Source organism: Streptomyces sp. NPDC045778, assembly GCF_056431945.1.
The window spans coordinates 1-14,869 of the sequence record NZ_JBWKJZ010000022.1 but is presented as its reverse complement, the minus strand read 5'-3'; the positions used below and the strand labels follow the sequence as shown (position 1 = coordinate 14,869).

The window sequence follows — 14,869 nt, the reverse complement described above, 5'->3', positions numbered from 1 at the left end:
CCGGACCGATCACTAGACTGGCTAGAACGTTCTTTCCAGAAAGGCCATGGCAGCTCCGGTGTCCGAGTCCCGCCCGCACGCACTGTTCTCCTTCGGCACGCTCCTGGACGAGCAGGTCCAGACGGCCCTGTTCGGCCGGGCCGTGCCCAGCTCCCCCGCCGCGCTCGCCGGGCACGCGACCCGGCCCCTGACGATCACCGACCCGGACGTGATCGCCACCAGCGGCCTGGACGTGCACCTGACCCTGGAGCGCCGCGTCGGCGCCGAGGTCGAGGGCGCCGTCCTGCGCCTGACCGACGCCGACCTCGCCGCGGCCGACGCCTACGAGGTCGACGACTACGTACGGCGGCGGGTGCTGCTCTCCTCCGGCGAGAGCGCCTGGGCCTATCTGGACGCGCGGCCGCTGCGCCCGGCGGCCCGCGTCGTGATCGTCGGCGACAGCATCGCCTACGGCCGCTGCGACCCGTACGGCGGCTGGGCCGCGCACCTGGCGTCCGCCCACATCGCCGCGGACGAGGCCGCCCACCGCGTCTTCAACCTGGCCGTCCCCGGCAGCACCCTCGCCGACGTCGCCGCGCAGACGCCCGCGCTCCTGGCGCCCCGCCTGCCCGACACCCTCCTGGTCGCCGCGGGCATCAACGACTCCGCCGTGCCCGGTGGCCTCGACCGGCTGGCGGACCACCTCGGCGCCCTGGCCGACGCGGCCCACGCCCACAACGCCCGGCTCGTCGTCGCGGGGCCTGCCTGGCTCGACGAGACCCGCACCGCCGACTACGAGGGCCTGTGCTTCACCGAGGCCCGTGCCCTCGACCTGCGCGAGCGCCTGCGCTCCTGGTGCGCCGGGCACCACGTCGACTTCCTCGACCTGTGGGAGCCCCTGCGCGCCCGCCCCGACCTCCTCACCGACGGCCTCCACCCCGGCCCCGAGGGCCACAAGGTCCTCTCCACCCACGTGGCCTCGCTCACCGGCTGAGCCGGGTGCCGGGGCGCCATGCGGCACACTGGAGGTTTGGCCGCCCGGCTGATCCCCCGCAGTGATCTGCAAGAAAGGGCCCGGAAGTCGTGAATGGACCCCTCATCGTCCAGTCGGACAAGACGCTCCTGTTGGAGGTCGACCACGAGCGGGCCGACGCCTGCCGTCGTGCCATCGCGTCGTTCGCCGAGCTGGAACGCGCCCCGGAGCACATCCACACGTACCGCGTGACGCCGCTCGGGCTGTGGAACGCGCGGGCGGCGGGGCACGACGCGGAGCAGGTCGTGGACGCCCTCGTGGAGTTCTCGCGGTACCCGGTGCCGCACGCGCTGCTCGTCGACGTCGCCGAGACGATGGCGCGCTACGGCCGCCTCACGCTCAGCAAGCATCCGACGCACGGCCTCGTCCTCACCAGCACCGACCGGCCGGTCCTGGAGGAGATCCTGCGGTCGAAGAAGGTCCAGCCCCTCGTGGGCGCCCGTATCGACCCGGACACGGTCGTGGTGCACCCCTCCGAGCGCGGCCAGATCAAGCAGACGCTGCTCAAGCTGGGCTGGCCCGCGGAGGACCTCGCCGGGTACGTCGACGGCGAGGCCCACAAGATCGACCTGAACGAGGACGGCTGGGCGCTCCGGCCCTACCAGCGCCAGGCCGTCGAGGGCTTCTGGCACGGCGGCAGCGGCGTCGTCGTGCTGCCCTGCGGCGCGGGCAAGACCCTGGTCGGCGCGGGCGCCATGGCCGAGGCGAAGGCGACCACGCTGATCCTCGTCACGAACACCGTCTCCGCACGCCAGTGGAAGCACGAGCTGATCAAGCGCACCTCCCTCACCGAGGAGGAGATCGGCGAGTACAGCGGTACGAAGAAGGAGATCCGGCCCGTCACGATCGCCACGTACCAGGTCCTGACGACCAAGCGGAAGGGCATCTATCCGCACCTGGAGCTGTTCGACTCCCGCGACTGGGGCCTGATCCTCTACGACGAGGTGCACCTGCTGCCCGCGCCGGTCTTCAAGTTCACCGCCGACCTCCAGGCGCGGCGCCGGCTCGGGCTCACCGCGACCCTGGTCCGCGAGGACGGGCGCGAGTCGGACGTGTTCTCGCTGATCGGGCCCAAGCGCTTCGACGCGCCGTGGAAGGAGATCGAGGCGCAGGGGTACATCGCGCCCGCCGACTGCGTGGAGGTGCGGGTCAACCTCACCGACAGCGAGCGGCTCGCCTACGCCACCGCCGAGGCCGAGGAGAAGTACCGCTTCTGCGCGACGACGGCCACGAAGCGGAAGGTGACGGAGGCGATCGTCCGGAAGTTCGCGGGCCAGCAGATCCTCGTCATCGGCCAGTACATCGACCAGCTCGACGAGCTGGGCGAGCACCTGGACGCGCCCGTCATCAAGGGCGAGACGTCGAACGCGCAGCGCGAGAAGCTCTTCGACGCCTTCCGCGAGGGCGAGATCTCCGTGCTCGTGGTGTCCAAGGTCGCCAACTTCTCCATCGACCTGCCGGAGGCGACCGTCGCCATCCAGGTCTCGGGCACCTTCGGCTCGCGGCAGGAGGAGGCCCAGCGCCTCGGCCGCGTGCTGCGCCCCAAGGCGGACGGCCACCAGGCCCACTTCTACTCCGTGGTGGCCCGCGACACCATCGACCAGGACTTCGCCGCGCACCGGCAGCGGTTCCTGGCGGAGCAGGGGTACGCGTACCGCATCATCGACGCGGAGTCGCTGCTCGCGGAGTGAGCGCCGCCGTGAACAGGGCCAGGGCCGCCAGGGGATAGGGCGAAGCCAAGGGCTGCTGCCACCACGGCAGGTGGAGGTCGAGAGCGCCCTCGTGCGGTACGAGCCACAGGGTGCGGGCGGTGAAGACGGCGGCCACGGCCGCCGCGAGGCGCGGGCGCCCTTCGGCGAGCAGCACCGCGAGCAGCGGCACGCACCACACCCAGTGGTGGGACCAGCTGATCGGGGAGACGAGGAGGGCCGTGCCCGCGGTGAGCAGGACCCCGCGGGCAGGCGTGGCCGCGCGGGCCGCGAGCCACAGGCCCGCCACCGCGACGGCCGCCACGGGCAGGAGCCAGGCGGGGCCCGGCTCGGAGGTGTGCAGGACGCGGGCCGCCAGGCCCTGGAGCGACTGGTTGTCGACGATCCAGGCCTTGCCGACGCGCTCGGTCTCGTACAGGCGCCGCATCCAGAAGTCGGCGCTCGCGGCGGGCAGGGCGAGGGCGCCGAGCAGGACGGTGGCCGCGCAGGCGGCCGTGGCGGTGGCCGCCTCGCGGTGGCGCCGGGTCAGGGCGAGGTGGGCGATGAACAGCGCGGGCGTGAGCTTGATCCCGGCGGCGACGCCGAGCGCGACGCCCTTGCCGGGGGCGCCCGGGGGCCGGGTCAGGTCCCCCAGGACCAGGCAGGCGAGCGCGAGGTTGACCTGCCCGAACAGGACGGTCTGGAAGACCGGTTCGAGCCACAGGGCCAGGGCGGTGGCGGCGGGGACCGCTCCGGCGCGCCGGGGCAGGCCCGCGAGGGTCGCCGACAGCTGGACCAGGAGGGCGAGGAGGGCGGTGTTGCCGACGAGGAAGGCCGCCTTCAGGGCCGTGACGGGCAGCCATGTCGTCGGGACGAACAGGAGGGCGGCGAAGGGCGGGTACGTGGCGGGCAGGTCCCACGCGGTGACCGTGAAGCCGTACAGGTCGCGGCCTTCGGCGACGGCCGCTCCCTCGGCGCGGTAGACGAGCGCGTCCGCCATGGGCAGGCCGCGGGCGGCGCACAGGGCCGCGAGGCTGGTGCAGGAGGCGGCGAGGAGGAGCCAGCAGGCCCGGGCGGAAGGGGTCGCCGCGGGTGCGGGGGCGGTCACTTGCCGTGGGAGCACGGCGTGACCCTAGCGGAGGGGCGCATGCCCCTGCGGAGGGGTGTCAGCGGCGGCGGAGGGGTGTCAGCGGCGGCGGAGGGGTGTCAGCGGCGGAGGGGTGTCAGCGGCGGCGGACGCCCGCCTCCTCCGCGTACTCCCCGAGGACGACGACGCCGACGACGGCGCCCATGAAGACCTTCGCGGCACGCAGGGCGTCGCCGACGCGGTGCGGGCGGTGGGTCCCGGAGGCGGCGGTCGCGCCGTCGGCCACGCGGGGGCCGGTGGCGGGGGCGGGGGCGGACAGGGACGCGGGGGTGATGACTGCGCTGCTCATGTCTCCATGGTGCGTTCCGGGACACCCCGCCCACATCGGCCTGGGGGTCTAACCGTCCGTGTCCGCCGGTAGGACTCCGGGACCGCGTGCTCTACACCTTCGGGTGGACGGCGACCCTGAGGGCCGTCTCAGGGATGACTCGGGGTCCGGCTTCCGGACCTGGCCCGGTCTCCCGCGGCGGCCGGGAAATTCGTTGGTGCCCCCACGGACATCACCCTTAGGATGCCCCCTTCCCCGCCTCCCCCATGGAGCGCCGCCGCCCGGTCGGAAACCGGCGGCCCTGAGTCACGCACCGCGAACGTACGTACCCGGAGGCAGCCCCGTGAACGCCGTATCCGCCGACCCCCTCGCCCGTGAGCGGGCCCATCTGGCCTCCTCGCGCGCCGCGCTGCGCGCCATGCGGGAGGACGTCCAGGCCCTGGACCTCCGCGACGTCACCGCGAACTGGGTCAACGCCGAGGTCCTCCAAGGGCAGATCGACGACCGCGTCAAGGCCCTCGCGGACCTCGCGCACACCCCGCTGTTCTTCGGCCGGCTCGACTACGCGCACGCGCCGGGGGCCGAGGAGGCCGAGGGCGCCGAGGGCGAGCAGTTCTACATCGGGCGGCGGCACGTGCACGACGCCGAGGGCGACCCCATGGTCATCGACTGGCGCGCGCCCGTGTCGCAGCCGTTCTACCGGGCGTCCAAGAAGGACCCGATGGACGTGACGCTGCGCCGCAGGTTCGGGTACACCGGCGGCGACCTGACCGCGTACGAGGACGAGCACCTGTCGGACGCGGCCGAGGCCGAGCAGGTCAGCAAGCTGCTCAAGGAGGAGATCGAGCGGCCGCGCGTGGGCCCCATGCGCGACATCGTGGCGACGATCCAGCCGGAGCAGGACGAGATCGTCCGCGGCGGGCTCGCCGGTTCGGTGTGCGTGCAGGGCGGCCCCGGCACCGGGAAGACCGCCGTCGGCCTGCACCGCGTCGCCTACCTCCTCTACGCCCACCGCGAGCGGCTCGCCCGCACCGGCACGCTCGTCATCGGGCCGAACCGCTCCTTCCTGCACTACATCGAGCAGGTCCTGCCCGCGCTCGGCGAGTTGGAGGTGCGGCAGGCCACCGTCGACGACCTGGTGGCGCACGTGGAGGTGCGGGGCGCGGACGACCCGGCCGCCGCCCTCGTCAAGGGCGACGCCCGCATGGCCGAGGTGCTGCGGCGCGCGGTGCGCTCGCACGTCACGCCCCCCTCCGAGGGCGCGGAGGGCACCGAGGGCGTCGTGGTCGTCCGCGGCTCCCGCCGCTGGCGCGTACCGTCGTACGAACTGGACGGCATCGTGCGGGAGTTGCAGGCCCGCGACATGCGCTACGGCGCCGCGCGCGAGGCGCTGCCGCAGCGGATCGCGCACGCCGTGCTCGTGCAGATGGAGCGGTCCGGGGAGGCGCCCGACGACCGCGTGCAGGACGCGGTGGCCCGCAACCCCGCGGTGAAGGCGGCCGTCAAGGCGATCTGGCCGCCGGTCGACCCGGCGAAGCTGGTGCACCGGCTGCTCGCGGACGCGGGGTTCCTCGCCGCGCACGCCGAGGGGATCCTCTCGGAGGAGGAGCAGAAGGCGATCCTGTGGGTCAAGCCCGCGCGGACGCCGAAGAGCACCAAGTGGTCAGCGGCGGACGCGGTGTTGATCGACGAGGCGACGGACCTCGTCACCCGCACCCACTCCCTCGGCCACGTCGTCCTGGACGAGGCGCAGGACCTGTCGCCCATGCAGTACCGCGCGGTGGGGCGCCGCTGCACGACCGGGTCGGTCACCGTCCTCGGCGACCTGGCGCAGGGCACCACGCCGTGGGCCACGCCGACCTGGGCCGACGCGCTCGGGCACCTGGGCAAGGAGGAGGCGGTGGTGGAGGAGCTGACCGCCGGTTTCCGCGTGCCGCGCGAGGTCATCGCGTACGCGTCGCGGCTGCTGCCCGCGATCGCGCCGGGCCTGACGGAGGTGGCGTCGGTACGTGAGTCGCCCGGCTCCCTGGAGGTGCGCGAGGTCGGGGCCGAAGACCTGGACGCGGCGGTGCTCGACGCCTGCGCCGCGTCGCTGCGCCGCGAGGGGTCCATCGGCCTCATCGCGGCGGACGCGCGGGTCGCGGCGCTCGCCGGGGCCCTGGACGCGGCGGGCGTGCCCCACCTCTCCCCCGGCGAGGAGACCACCGCCGAGGCCCGGCTCACCCTCGTCCCCGCCTCGCTGGCCAAGGGCCTCGAATACGACTACGTCGTGCTCGACGAGCCCGCCGCCGTGGTGGCCGGCGAGCCCGACGAACGCACAGGACTGCGGCGCCTGTACGTGGCCCTGACCCGGGCCGTCTCGGGCCTCACGGTGCTCCACGCGGCCCCGCTGCCGACGGCCCTCGCCTAGGCCTAGGCCTAGGCGTCGACGGCCCGGCGCCAGGCCGCCACCGCGTCGGCGGCCAGGGGCCGGCCCCAGCCGTGGGGCCGGGCCGCGCCGCCGATGTGGAAGGCGTCGAGCCCCGCCGCCTTCAGCCGCGCGAGGTGTTCGAGCCGGAGCCCGCCGCCGACGAGGATCCGCGGCTCGTACCCGGGCTCCCCGGACCGCGCGGCCTCGGCCACCAGCGTGGGCAGCCCCTCGTCGACCCCGCCCGCGGCCCCCGCCGTGAGGTACGTGTCGAGCCCGGGCAGGTCCGCGAGCTGCTTGCGCAGGGCGTCGCGGTCGGCGGCCCGGTCGACGGCGCGGTGGAAGGTCCAGCGGCAGCCGTCGAGCGCGTCGACGATCGCCTCGACGGCGGCGAGGTCGGCCCCGCCCGCCTCGTCGAGGAAGCCGAGGACGAACTCGTCGGCCCCCTCGGCGCGCAGCTCGCGCGCCCGGCGCACCAGCTCGCCGACGTCCCCCGCCGCGAAGCCGTCGGCGACGCGCAGCATGACCCGCAGGGGGATGTCCACGGCGGCGCGGATCGCGGCGAAGTCCGCGCGGGACGGCGTGAGGCCGTCGGCGGCCATGTCGCTGACCAGTTCAAGACGGTCAGCCCCTCCGGCCTGGGCGGCGATCGCGTCCTCGGCGTCGAGGGCGATCACCTCCAGGAGTGCGCGCTTGCTCATGGATGCCTTCCTTCGGGACCTCTGCACGGCCGACGTCGTGTCGGCGGCCGCACCACAGAAACACAGGTCTAGTCCAATTACCAGGGTACGCGCAGATCACCCCGGCGCACATCGGACGCGCACCGGGGTGATCAGGCCACAGAGGCTCGGACACGTCAGCTCAGTGGCTGGAATCCGCGCAGCCGGAGGCTGTTGCCGACCACGAACACCGACGAGAAGGCCATGGCCGCGCCCGCGATCATCGGGTTGAGCAGACCCGCGGCGGCGAGCGGCAGCGCCGCCACGTTGTAGGCGAAGGCCCAGAAGAGGTTGGACCTGATGGTGCCGAGGGTCTTGCGCGAGAGCCGGATCGCGTCGGCGGCGGCCCGCAGGTCACCGCGGACGAGGGTCAGGTCGCCCGCCTCGATCGCGGCGTCCGTGCCCGTGCCCATCGCGAGCCCCAGGTCGGCCTGGGCGAGGGCGGCCGCGTCGTTGACGCCGTCGCCGACCATGGCCACCGAACGCCCCTCGCCCTGAAGGCGCTTGACGACGTCGACCTTGTCCTGCGGGAGCACCTCGGCGACGACGTGCTCGGGAGCGATCCCCACCTCGGCGGCCACGGCCTCGGCGACGGCCTTGTTGTCCCCGGTGAGCAGCATCGGTGTGAGCCCGAGCGCGCGGAGGCGGCGGATGGCCTCCGGGCTGGTCTCCTTCACGGCGTCGGCCACTTCGAGCACCGCGCGCGCCTCGCCGTCCCAGGCGACCGCGACGGCGGTGCGGCCCGCCGCCTCGGCCGCGTCCTTGGCCTTCTTCAGGTCCTCGGGCAGCCGCATCGCCCAGTCGGCGAGCAGCTGCTCGCGGCCCACGAGCACCGCGTGCCCCTCCACGACGCCCTGTACGCCGAGCCCCGCGATGTTCGCGAAGTCCTCGGGCGTGGGCAGCGCGCCCACCTTCGCGGTCGCCCCGGCGGCCACGGCCTGGGCGATGGGGTGCTCGGAGGCGTGCTCAAGGGCGCCCGCGAGCCGCAGGACGTCCGTCTCGTCGGTGCCCTCGGCGACGTGCGTGGCCAGGAGCGTCATCGTGCCGGTGGTGACGGTGCCGGTCTTGTCCAGGACGATCGTGTCGACGCGGCGGGTGGACTCCAGGACTTCGGGGCCCTTGATGAGGATGCCGAGCTGGGCGCCGCGCCCGGTGCCGACCATCAGCGCGGTCGGCGTGGCCAGGCCCAGGGCGCACGGGCAGGCGATGATCAGCACGGCCACGGCGGCCGTGAACGCGGCGGTGAGACCCGCGCCGTTGCCGAGCCAGAAGCCGAGCGTGGCCACGGCGAGCGCGATGACGACGGGTACGAAGACCGCGGAGATGCGGTCGGCCAGGCGCTGCGCGGCGGCCTTGCCGTTCTGCGCGTCCTCGACGAGCCTGGCCATCCGGGCCAGTTGCGTGTCGGCCCCGACGCGGGTGGCCTCGACGACGAGCCGCCCGCCGACGTTCAGGGTCGCGCCGGTGACGGCGTCGCCCTCGCCGACCTCCACGGGCACGGACTCGCCGGTGAGCATGGAGGCGTCCACGGCGGAGGCGCCCTCGACCACGCGCCCGTCGGTGGCGATCTTCTCGCCGGGCCGCACGAGGAACCGGTCCCCTGCCTTCAAGTCGCTGACTAGAACGTTCTTCTCAATGCCATTGAGAAGAACGGTGACGTCCTTGGCGCCCAGTTCGAGCAGCGCCTTCAGGGCGGCCCCGGCCTTCCGCTTCGAGCGGGCCTCGAAGTACCGCCCGGCGAGGATGAAGGCGGTGACGCCGGCCGCGGCCTCCAGGTAGATGTTCCCGGCGCCGTCGGTGCGCTCGATGGTCAGCTCGAAGGCGTGCGTCATGCCCGGCTCCCCGGCCGAGCCGAAGAAGAGCGCCCACAGCGACCACAGGAACGCCGCCGACGTTCCGACCGAGATGAGCGTGTCCATGGTGGCCGCGCCGTGCCGCGCGTTGGTGACCGCGGCCCGGTGGAAGGGCCAGGCGGCGTACGTCACCACGGGCGCGGCGAGCGTCAGGGACAGCCACTGCCAGTACTCGAACTGGAGCGCCGGGACCATCGCCATCGCGATGACGGGCACGGACAGCAGGACGGCGGCGACAAGCCGCTGCCGCAGCGGCCGCAGCGCGGCGTCCTCGTCCTCGGCGTCCCGGGCGTGCGGCGCTCCCCCGCCGCCCTCCTCCACGCGGGGCGGTTCGGGTTCCCGCGCGGTGTACCCGGTGGCCTCCACGGTGGCGATCAGGTCGGACACGGCGAGCCCTTCGCCCTCGAAGCTCACCTTCGCCTTCTCCGTGGCGTAGTTGACGGTCGCCTCGACGCCGTCCATGCGGTTCAGCTTCTTCTCGATGCGCGCCGCGCAGGAGGCGCAGGTCATGCCGCCGATGGAGAGTTCTACCTGGGTGGTGGACATGTTCTCTGCTCCTCGTGCCGACGTATTGCCTGACGAGGATCTTTTATACCCCCAGGGGGTATCGAACCGCAAGGAGATCGCGGCTTGACTTCATACCCCCCAGGGGTATCGTGAGCGGATGTCGAGGTCATGCAGTGAATCCAGCTGCCCCACTCACGAGGAGCCGACGCCATGAACACCGGACTGAAGATCACCGCCTTCGCCGCGGCCGTCGCGGCGACGTTCGGCACCACGTACGCGGTGGGCGCGAGCGTGGACACGGTGGGCAAGCCGGTCGCCCACAGCGAGGACCACGGCGAGCGGCGCGCGAAGGGAGAAAAGGACGGCGCGCACAGGGACCACACCCCCGGAGGGCTCCAGATCGCGGCCGACGGGTACGCGCTGGACCTCAGGACGCCGCGCGCCGAGGCGGGCGACCGCACGGACCTGCGCTTCCGGATCCTGAAGTCGGACTCGGGCCGGGCCGTGACCCGGTACGCCGAGGACCACGGCAAGGAGCTGCACCTGATCGTCGCCTCACGCGACCTGACGACGTACCGCCATCTGCACCCCGTCCGGTCCGCCGACGGCACCTGGTCGGTCCCGGCGACGCTGCCCGAGGCCGGGGACTACCGCGTCTTCGCGGACTTCAGGCCCGAGCGCGCGAAGGAGAAGGTGACGCTCGGCGCGGACCTGGCGGTGACGGGCGCGTACGCCCCCGCGCCGGCGCTCGCGCCGTCGTCCACGGCGAAGGTCGCCGGTGGCTACGAGGTGCGGCTCGACGGCGCGCTGACCCCCGGCGAGGCGGGCGAGCTGAAGCTGCGCGTCACCCGCGGGGGCGAGCCCGTCACCGACCTCCAGCCGTACCTGGGCGCGTACGGCCACCTGGTGGCGCTGCGCTCCGGCGACCTCGCCTACCTCCATGTGCACCCCAACGGCGAGCCCGGCGACGCCACGACGAAGCCCGGCCCTGAGGTCTCCTTCACGGCGACGGCTCCGAGCGCGGGCACGTACCGGCTGTTCCTGGACTTCCGGCACGAGGGGAAGGTGCGGACGGCGGCGTTCACCCTGCGGGCGGGCGAGGGCGGGCACGACGGCGGGCACGGCCACTGACGGGGCTCAGCCGAAGATGTTCAGCTCGTCCCGGGTCGCGCCCGCCAGTTCGAAGGGGGCGTCGCCCGACGGGCGCCCCGCGTAGAGGCGGACCAGCGTCGGCGCGTCCCCGATGTACCGCGCGGGCGGCCTGCTGCCGTCGCTCACGCCGAGGATCAGCGGCTCGTCCAGGCCGTCGACGTCGGCGTGCAGCGGCAGCGCCGACCGCCGCGCGCTGAACGCGGCGAGCAGCGGCAGCGCGTCCGCGAGCCCCGCGCCGCCGTAGGCCCCCGGCAGCCCCCACGCGTCCCGTACGTCACCGGCGTGCACCCACTCGCCGAGCGCGACCCCGTCGAGGAGGCCCTTGGACGCGGCGATGGCGGCGCCCGCGTTGGTCATGCCGTGCTCCAGCTCGTCCACGATGCGCGAGACGGGCCAGTCGGCGCGCTCGGCGATGTCGCGGTCGTTGCCCTCGGCGGTGAACACGCCGTCGTCGAAGCGGCTCTCGAGCACGCGGGTGAGCGCGGCGGCGCAGTGCGCGAGGACGTGGCGGACCGTCCAGCCGGGGCAGCAGGTGGGGGCGGCGAAGGCGGGGGCCTCCGCGGCGCGCAGCAGGGGTATGAGGGTGTCGCGTTCGGTGCGCAGGAGTCGGCCGGGCCGGTCGCATTCCGACGCCGCGCCAGGCGTCACGGGCTCACTCGTCATGCGGGCCACCCAACAGCCCCACGCCCCGCTTGGCAACGCCCCGGCGGCGGGGCCGCGTAGGGTCGGGGCATGGCCGACCCGTACGAAGAGCTTCGCGCACGCTGGCACAGCACCCTCACCGCGGCCCGCCACGGCGCGGCGGCCCCGGACCCCGCCCCGTACGCGGACAACCTCCTCACCCGCTGGTCGGAGCCGCACCGCCGCTACCACACGCCCACCCACCTCACCGCGGTGCTCGACCACATCGACACCCTGGAACAGCACGCGGACGCCCCGCACTTGGTGCGGCTCGCCGCCTGGTTCCACGACGCCGTCTACGCCCCGGACCGCTCTGAGAACGAGGAGCGCAGCGCCCGCCTGGCCGAGCGGGCCCTGCCGGAGGCGGGGCTCACCGAGGGGGACACCGCGGAGGTGGCCCGCCTGGTCCGGCTCACCGTCACGCACGACCCGGCCGATGACGACCGCGACGGCGAGGTCCTGTGCGACGCGGACCTGGCGATCCTCGCCGCGCCCCCGGACGCGTACGCGGCCTACGCGGCGGCGGTCCGCGAGGAGTACGCCTTCGTCCCGGACGAGGCGTTCCGCCAGGGCCGGGCGGACGTCCTGCGCCAACTCCTGGCCCTGCCGAGGCTGTTCCGCACCCCGCACGGGGCCGCGCGCTGGGAGGCCCCGGCGCGCGAGAACCTCTCGGCCGAGCTGGCACTGCTCACGTAGCGGGCCGGCGGCCCCCTACAGCCCCTCCGCCGCTTGAGGTCGAGGGCTGAGCCCCCTTCCGCCGCCGCAGCCCGGCTTCGGTGAGCCTCCGCACCAGCTCCTTGGACCCCACCTCCACAGCCCCCGCGGCCACAGCGGACGCGTACCGCTCCGCGGGCACGTCGTAGTGGTCCCGCTCGAAGGCCCGCCGGGGCGCCCCGATCCGGGCGGCGAACGCGTGCAGTTCCTCGTACGAGACGTCGCTGACGAGGTGCGACCACAGCCGGCCGTGGCCCGGCCACGTCGGCGGGTCGATGTACAGCGTCACGTCAGCCTGCCCACCGGCGCCACCACGACCCCGGCCTTGCCGCACACCCAGTGCGGGTCGGGGCCCAGCTCCGGCTCCACGTCCAGGGCGTGCGGCTCCCCGGTGCCGCACACCGGGCACAGCGGCCAGCGGCCGTACCGCTCCAGGATCCTGTCCTGCACGTCCTGGGCGACGAGCCCGGCGACGTACGCCGCGCCCTCGGGCCACTGCTCGACCCACCAGCGGCGGTGCGCCACGGACTCCTCGACGAAGGAGACCACGTCGGCCTGCGCCACCTCGCGCGCGGCGAGGTCGGCGAGGACCAGCGCGCGGGCCGCGTGCAACGCCTGCTCCAAGGGGTCAATCGTGTCCATGCAGCCATTGTCGCCCCAGGCGCCCCGCGGTGCGGTCCGCACGAGCCTTGACCCGGTCGCGGCGCTGAAAATATCTTCCAAGGGTGACCTCTGACGTGAAGGAAATTTTCGCGGGTGGCGCGCCGCCCGCCCCCGCCGCCCTCGCGGCGAAGGTCCGCACGCTCGCGCCGTCGATGACCCGTTCCATGCAGCGCGTCGCCGAGGCCGTCGCGGGCGACCCGGCGGGCTGCGCGGCGCTCACGGTCACCGGCCTCGCCGAACTCACCGGGACCAGCGAGGCCACGGTCGTCCGCACCGCCCGCCTCCTCGGCTACCCCGGCTACCGCGACCTCAGGCTCGCCCTCGCCGGGCTCGCCGCCCAGCAGCAGTCGGGCCGCGCCCCCGCCGTGACGGCGGACATCGCCGTGGACGACCCGATCGCCGACGTCGTCGCCAAGCTGGCGTACGACGAGCAGCAGACCCTCGCGGACACGGCGGCCGGGCTCGACACCGTGCAGCTCGGGGCGGCCGTGGCCGCGCTTGCCACGGCGCGGCGCACGGAGATCTACGGCGTCGCCGCGTCCGGGCTCGTCGCCCAGGATCTCGCGCAGAAGCTCCTGCGCATCGGCCACGTCGCGCACGCGCACTCGGACCCGCACCTGGCCGTCACCAACGCGGTGACGCTGCGCGCGAAGGACGTGGCCATCGCGATCACCCACTCCGGCTCGACGGGTGACGTCATCGAACCGCTGCGGGTCGCCTTCGAGCACGGCGCCACGACGATCGCCGTCACCGGCCGCCCCGAGGGCCGCGTCTCGCAGTACGCCGACCACATACTGACCACCTCCACGGCCCGCGAGAGCGAGCTGCGCCCGGCGGCCATGTCGTCCCGCACGAGCCAGCTCCTGGTCGTGGACTGCCTGTTCGTGGGCGTGGCCCAGCGCACGTACGAGACGGCGGCGCCCGCCCTCGCCGCGTCGTACGAGGCCCTGGCCCACCGCCACCGCAACGGCTGAGCCACGCCCGGGCCGAAGCATCCCTCCGTCACCGAAAGAGTCGCAGCATCCATGACCTCCACCTCCGACGGCTACGGCGAACTGCGCGCCGAACTCGCCTCCCTCACCACCGAGGCCTTCCGGCCCGACCTTGCCGGGATCGACCGGCTGCCCACCGAGGACATCGCGCGGATCATGAACGGCGAGGACGCGACCGTCCCCACCGCCGTCGCCGCGCAGCTCCCCCGCATCGCCGCCGCGATCGACGCCACGGCGCAGCGCATGGCGCGCGGGGGCCGGCTGGTCTACGCGGGCGCGGGCACCGCCGGGCGCCTCGGGGTGCTCGACGCGTCCGAGTGCCCGCCCACCTTCAACACCGACCCCGGCGACGTCGTGGGCCTGATCGCGGGCGGGCCGCCCGCGATGGTCACGGCGGTGGAGGGCGCGGAGGACAGCAAGGCCCTGGCCGTCGCGGACCTGGAGGCGCTCGCGCTCGCCCCCGAGGACACGGTCGTCGGCATCTCGGCCTCCGGCCGCACCCCGTACGCGATCGGCGCCGTCGAGCACGCGCGCGCCCTCGGGGCCCTGACGATCGGCCTGTCCTGCAACGCGGACAGCGCGCTCGCGGCTGCCGCCGAGCACGGCATCGAGGTCGTCGTAGGCCCCGAACTCCTCACCGGCTCCACGCGTCTGAAGGCGGGCACGGCCCAGAAACTGGTCCTCAACATGATCTCTACGATCACGATGATCCGCCTGGGCAAGACGTACGGGAACCTGATGGTCGACGTCCGCGCCTCCAACGAGAAGCTGCGCGCCCGCTCCCGCCGCATCGTGGCCCTGGCGACGGGCGCCCCCGACGACGAGATCGAGCGCGCCCTGGCCGCCACGGACGGCGAGGTCAAGCCCGCGATCCTCACGATCCTCGGCGCGGTGGACGCCCCCACGGCGGCGCGGCTCCTGGCAGAGTCGGACGGCCACCTCCGCGCGGCCCTCGCGGCGAAGGACCGGGCCTAGGCGGTGTCGTCAAATGTTCACTGCTGGTGGATCATGGTGTCGTGATACGTCGCCATGAACTGTCGGACGCCGAGTGGGAGTTCGTCCGGCC

The 14,869-nt window shown here is 74.1% G+C and carries 14 protein-coding genes; 7 read left to right on the top strand and 7 right to left on the bottom strand.

Annotated elements, in window-relative coordinates:
• Positions 1-46 precede the first annotated feature (46 nt).
• The gene (locus tag AC07GB_RS26010) at positions 47-973 is read left to right on the top strand and encodes a GDSL-type esterase/lipase family protein (RefSeq protein WP_478849419.1); all 927 of its coding nucleotides are present in this window, start codon (positions 47-49) and stop codon (positions 971-973) included.
• An 89-nt stretch (positions 974-1,062) separates the two neighbouring features.
• A complete protein-coding gene (locus AC07GB_RS26005) occupies positions 1,063-2,703 on the top strand; it encodes a DNA repair helicase XPB (protein WP_478849417.1) in 1,641 nt (546 codons plus the stop codon).
• Here AC07GB_RS26005 and AC07GB_RS26000 read toward each other — a convergent pair.
• Both AC07GB_RS26000 and AC07GB_RS25995 read right to left on the bottom strand, forming a co-directional pair.
• The gene (locus AC07GB_RS26000) at positions 2,672-3,823 is read right to left on the bottom strand and encodes a glycosyltransferase 87 family protein (protein ID WP_478849415.1); all 1,152 of its coding nucleotides are present in this window, start codon (positions 3,821-3,823) and stop codon (positions 2,672-2,674) included. The genes AC07GB_RS26005 and AC07GB_RS26000 overlap by 32 nt on opposite strands.
• A gap of 100 nt (positions 3,824-3,923) precedes the next feature.
• The gene (locus tag AC07GB_RS25995) at positions 3,924-4,136 is read right to left on the bottom strand and encodes a hypothetical protein (protein WP_478849413.1); all 213 of its coding nucleotides are present in this window, start codon (positions 4,134-4,136) and stop codon (positions 3,924-3,926) included.
• 322 nt (positions 4,137-4,458) lie between these two features.
• Here AC07GB_RS25995 and AC07GB_RS25990 point away from each other — a divergent pair, with 322 nt between their 5' ends.
• Entirely contained in the window at positions 4,459-6,525 is a 2,067-nt protein-coding gene (locus AC07GB_RS25990; protein WP_478849411.1) for a HelD family protein, read from the top strand.
• An 8-nt stretch (positions 6,526-6,533) separates the two neighbouring features.
• Here AC07GB_RS25990 and AC07GB_RS25985 read toward each other — a convergent pair whose 3' ends face one another.
• Complete coding sequence (locus tag AC07GB_RS25985; protein ID WP_478849409.1) at positions 6,534-7,223, bottom strand: copper homeostasis protein CutC; 690 nt, start codon at positions 7,221-7,223, stop codon at positions 6,534-6,536.
• Positions 7,224-7,378: 155 nt separating this feature from the next.
• Positions 7,379-9,640, bottom strand: coding sequence for a heavy metal translocating P-type ATPase (locus tag AC07GB_RS25980; RefSeq protein WP_478849407.1), 2,262 nt, complete (start codon positions 9,638-9,640; stop codon positions 7,379-7,381).
• 171 nt (positions 9,641-9,811) lie between these two features.
• On the opposite strand from AC07GB_RS25980, the gene AC07GB_RS25975 reads away from it, so the two are divergent.
• On the top strand, positions 9,812-10,732 hold the full coding sequence (locus tag AC07GB_RS25975; protein WP_478849405.1) for a hypothetical protein: 921 nt from the start codon (positions 9,812-9,814) through the stop codon (positions 10,730-10,732).
• Positions 10,733-10,738: 6 nt separating this feature from the next.
• Here the strand turns inward: AC07GB_RS25975 and AC07GB_RS25970 are convergent, their stop codons facing one another.
• A complete protein-coding gene (locus tag AC07GB_RS25970) occupies positions 10,739-11,416 on the bottom strand; it encodes a maleylpyruvate isomerase family mycothiol-dependent enzyme (RefSeq protein WP_478849403.1) in 678 nt (225 codons plus the stop codon).
• Between the two features lie 69 nt (positions 11,417-11,485).
• Between AC07GB_RS25970 and AC07GB_RS25965 the strand changes: the two genes are divergently transcribed.
• Positions 11,486-12,130, top strand: coding sequence for an HD domain-containing protein (locus AC07GB_RS25965; RefSeq protein ID WP_478849401.1), 645 nt, complete (start codon positions 11,486-11,488; stop codon positions 12,128-12,130).
• Here the strand turns inward: AC07GB_RS25965 and AC07GB_RS25960 are convergent.
• Together AC07GB_RS25960 and AC07GB_RS25955 are read right to left on the bottom strand one after the other, a co-directional pair.
• A complete protein-coding gene (locus tag AC07GB_RS25960; protein WP_478849399.1) occupies positions 12,123-12,437 on the bottom strand; it encodes a DUF4031 domain-containing protein in 315 nt (104 codons plus the stop codon). The genes AC07GB_RS25965 and AC07GB_RS25960 overlap by 8 nt on opposite strands.
• The gene (locus tag AC07GB_RS25955; RefSeq protein ID WP_478849397.1) at positions 12,434-12,790 is read right to left on the bottom strand and encodes a hypothetical protein; all 357 of its coding nucleotides are present in this window, start codon (positions 12,788-12,790) and stop codon (positions 12,434-12,436) included. Before AC07GB_RS25955 ends, AC07GB_RS25960 begins: the two co-directional genes overlap by 4 nt.
• A gap of 83 nt (positions 12,791-12,873) precedes the next feature.
• Between AC07GB_RS25955 and AC07GB_RS25950 the strand changes: the two genes are divergently transcribed.
• Both AC07GB_RS25950 and murQ read left to right on the top strand, forming a co-directional pair.
• Complete coding sequence (locus AC07GB_RS25950; RefSeq protein ID WP_478849395.1) at positions 12,874-13,785, top strand: MurR/RpiR family transcriptional regulator; 912 nt, start codon at positions 12,874-12,876, stop codon at positions 13,783-13,785.
• A 51-nt stretch (positions 13,786-13,836) separates the two neighbouring features.
• Positions 13,837-14,778 (top strand): N-acetylmuramic acid 6-phosphate etherase, encoded by a 942-nt coding sequence (gene murQ / locus AC07GB_RS25945; protein WP_478849393.1) that lies wholly within the window; start codon positions 13,837-13,839, stop codon positions 14,776-14,778.
• The last annotated feature ends 91 nt before the right edge of the window (positions 14,779-14,869 follow it).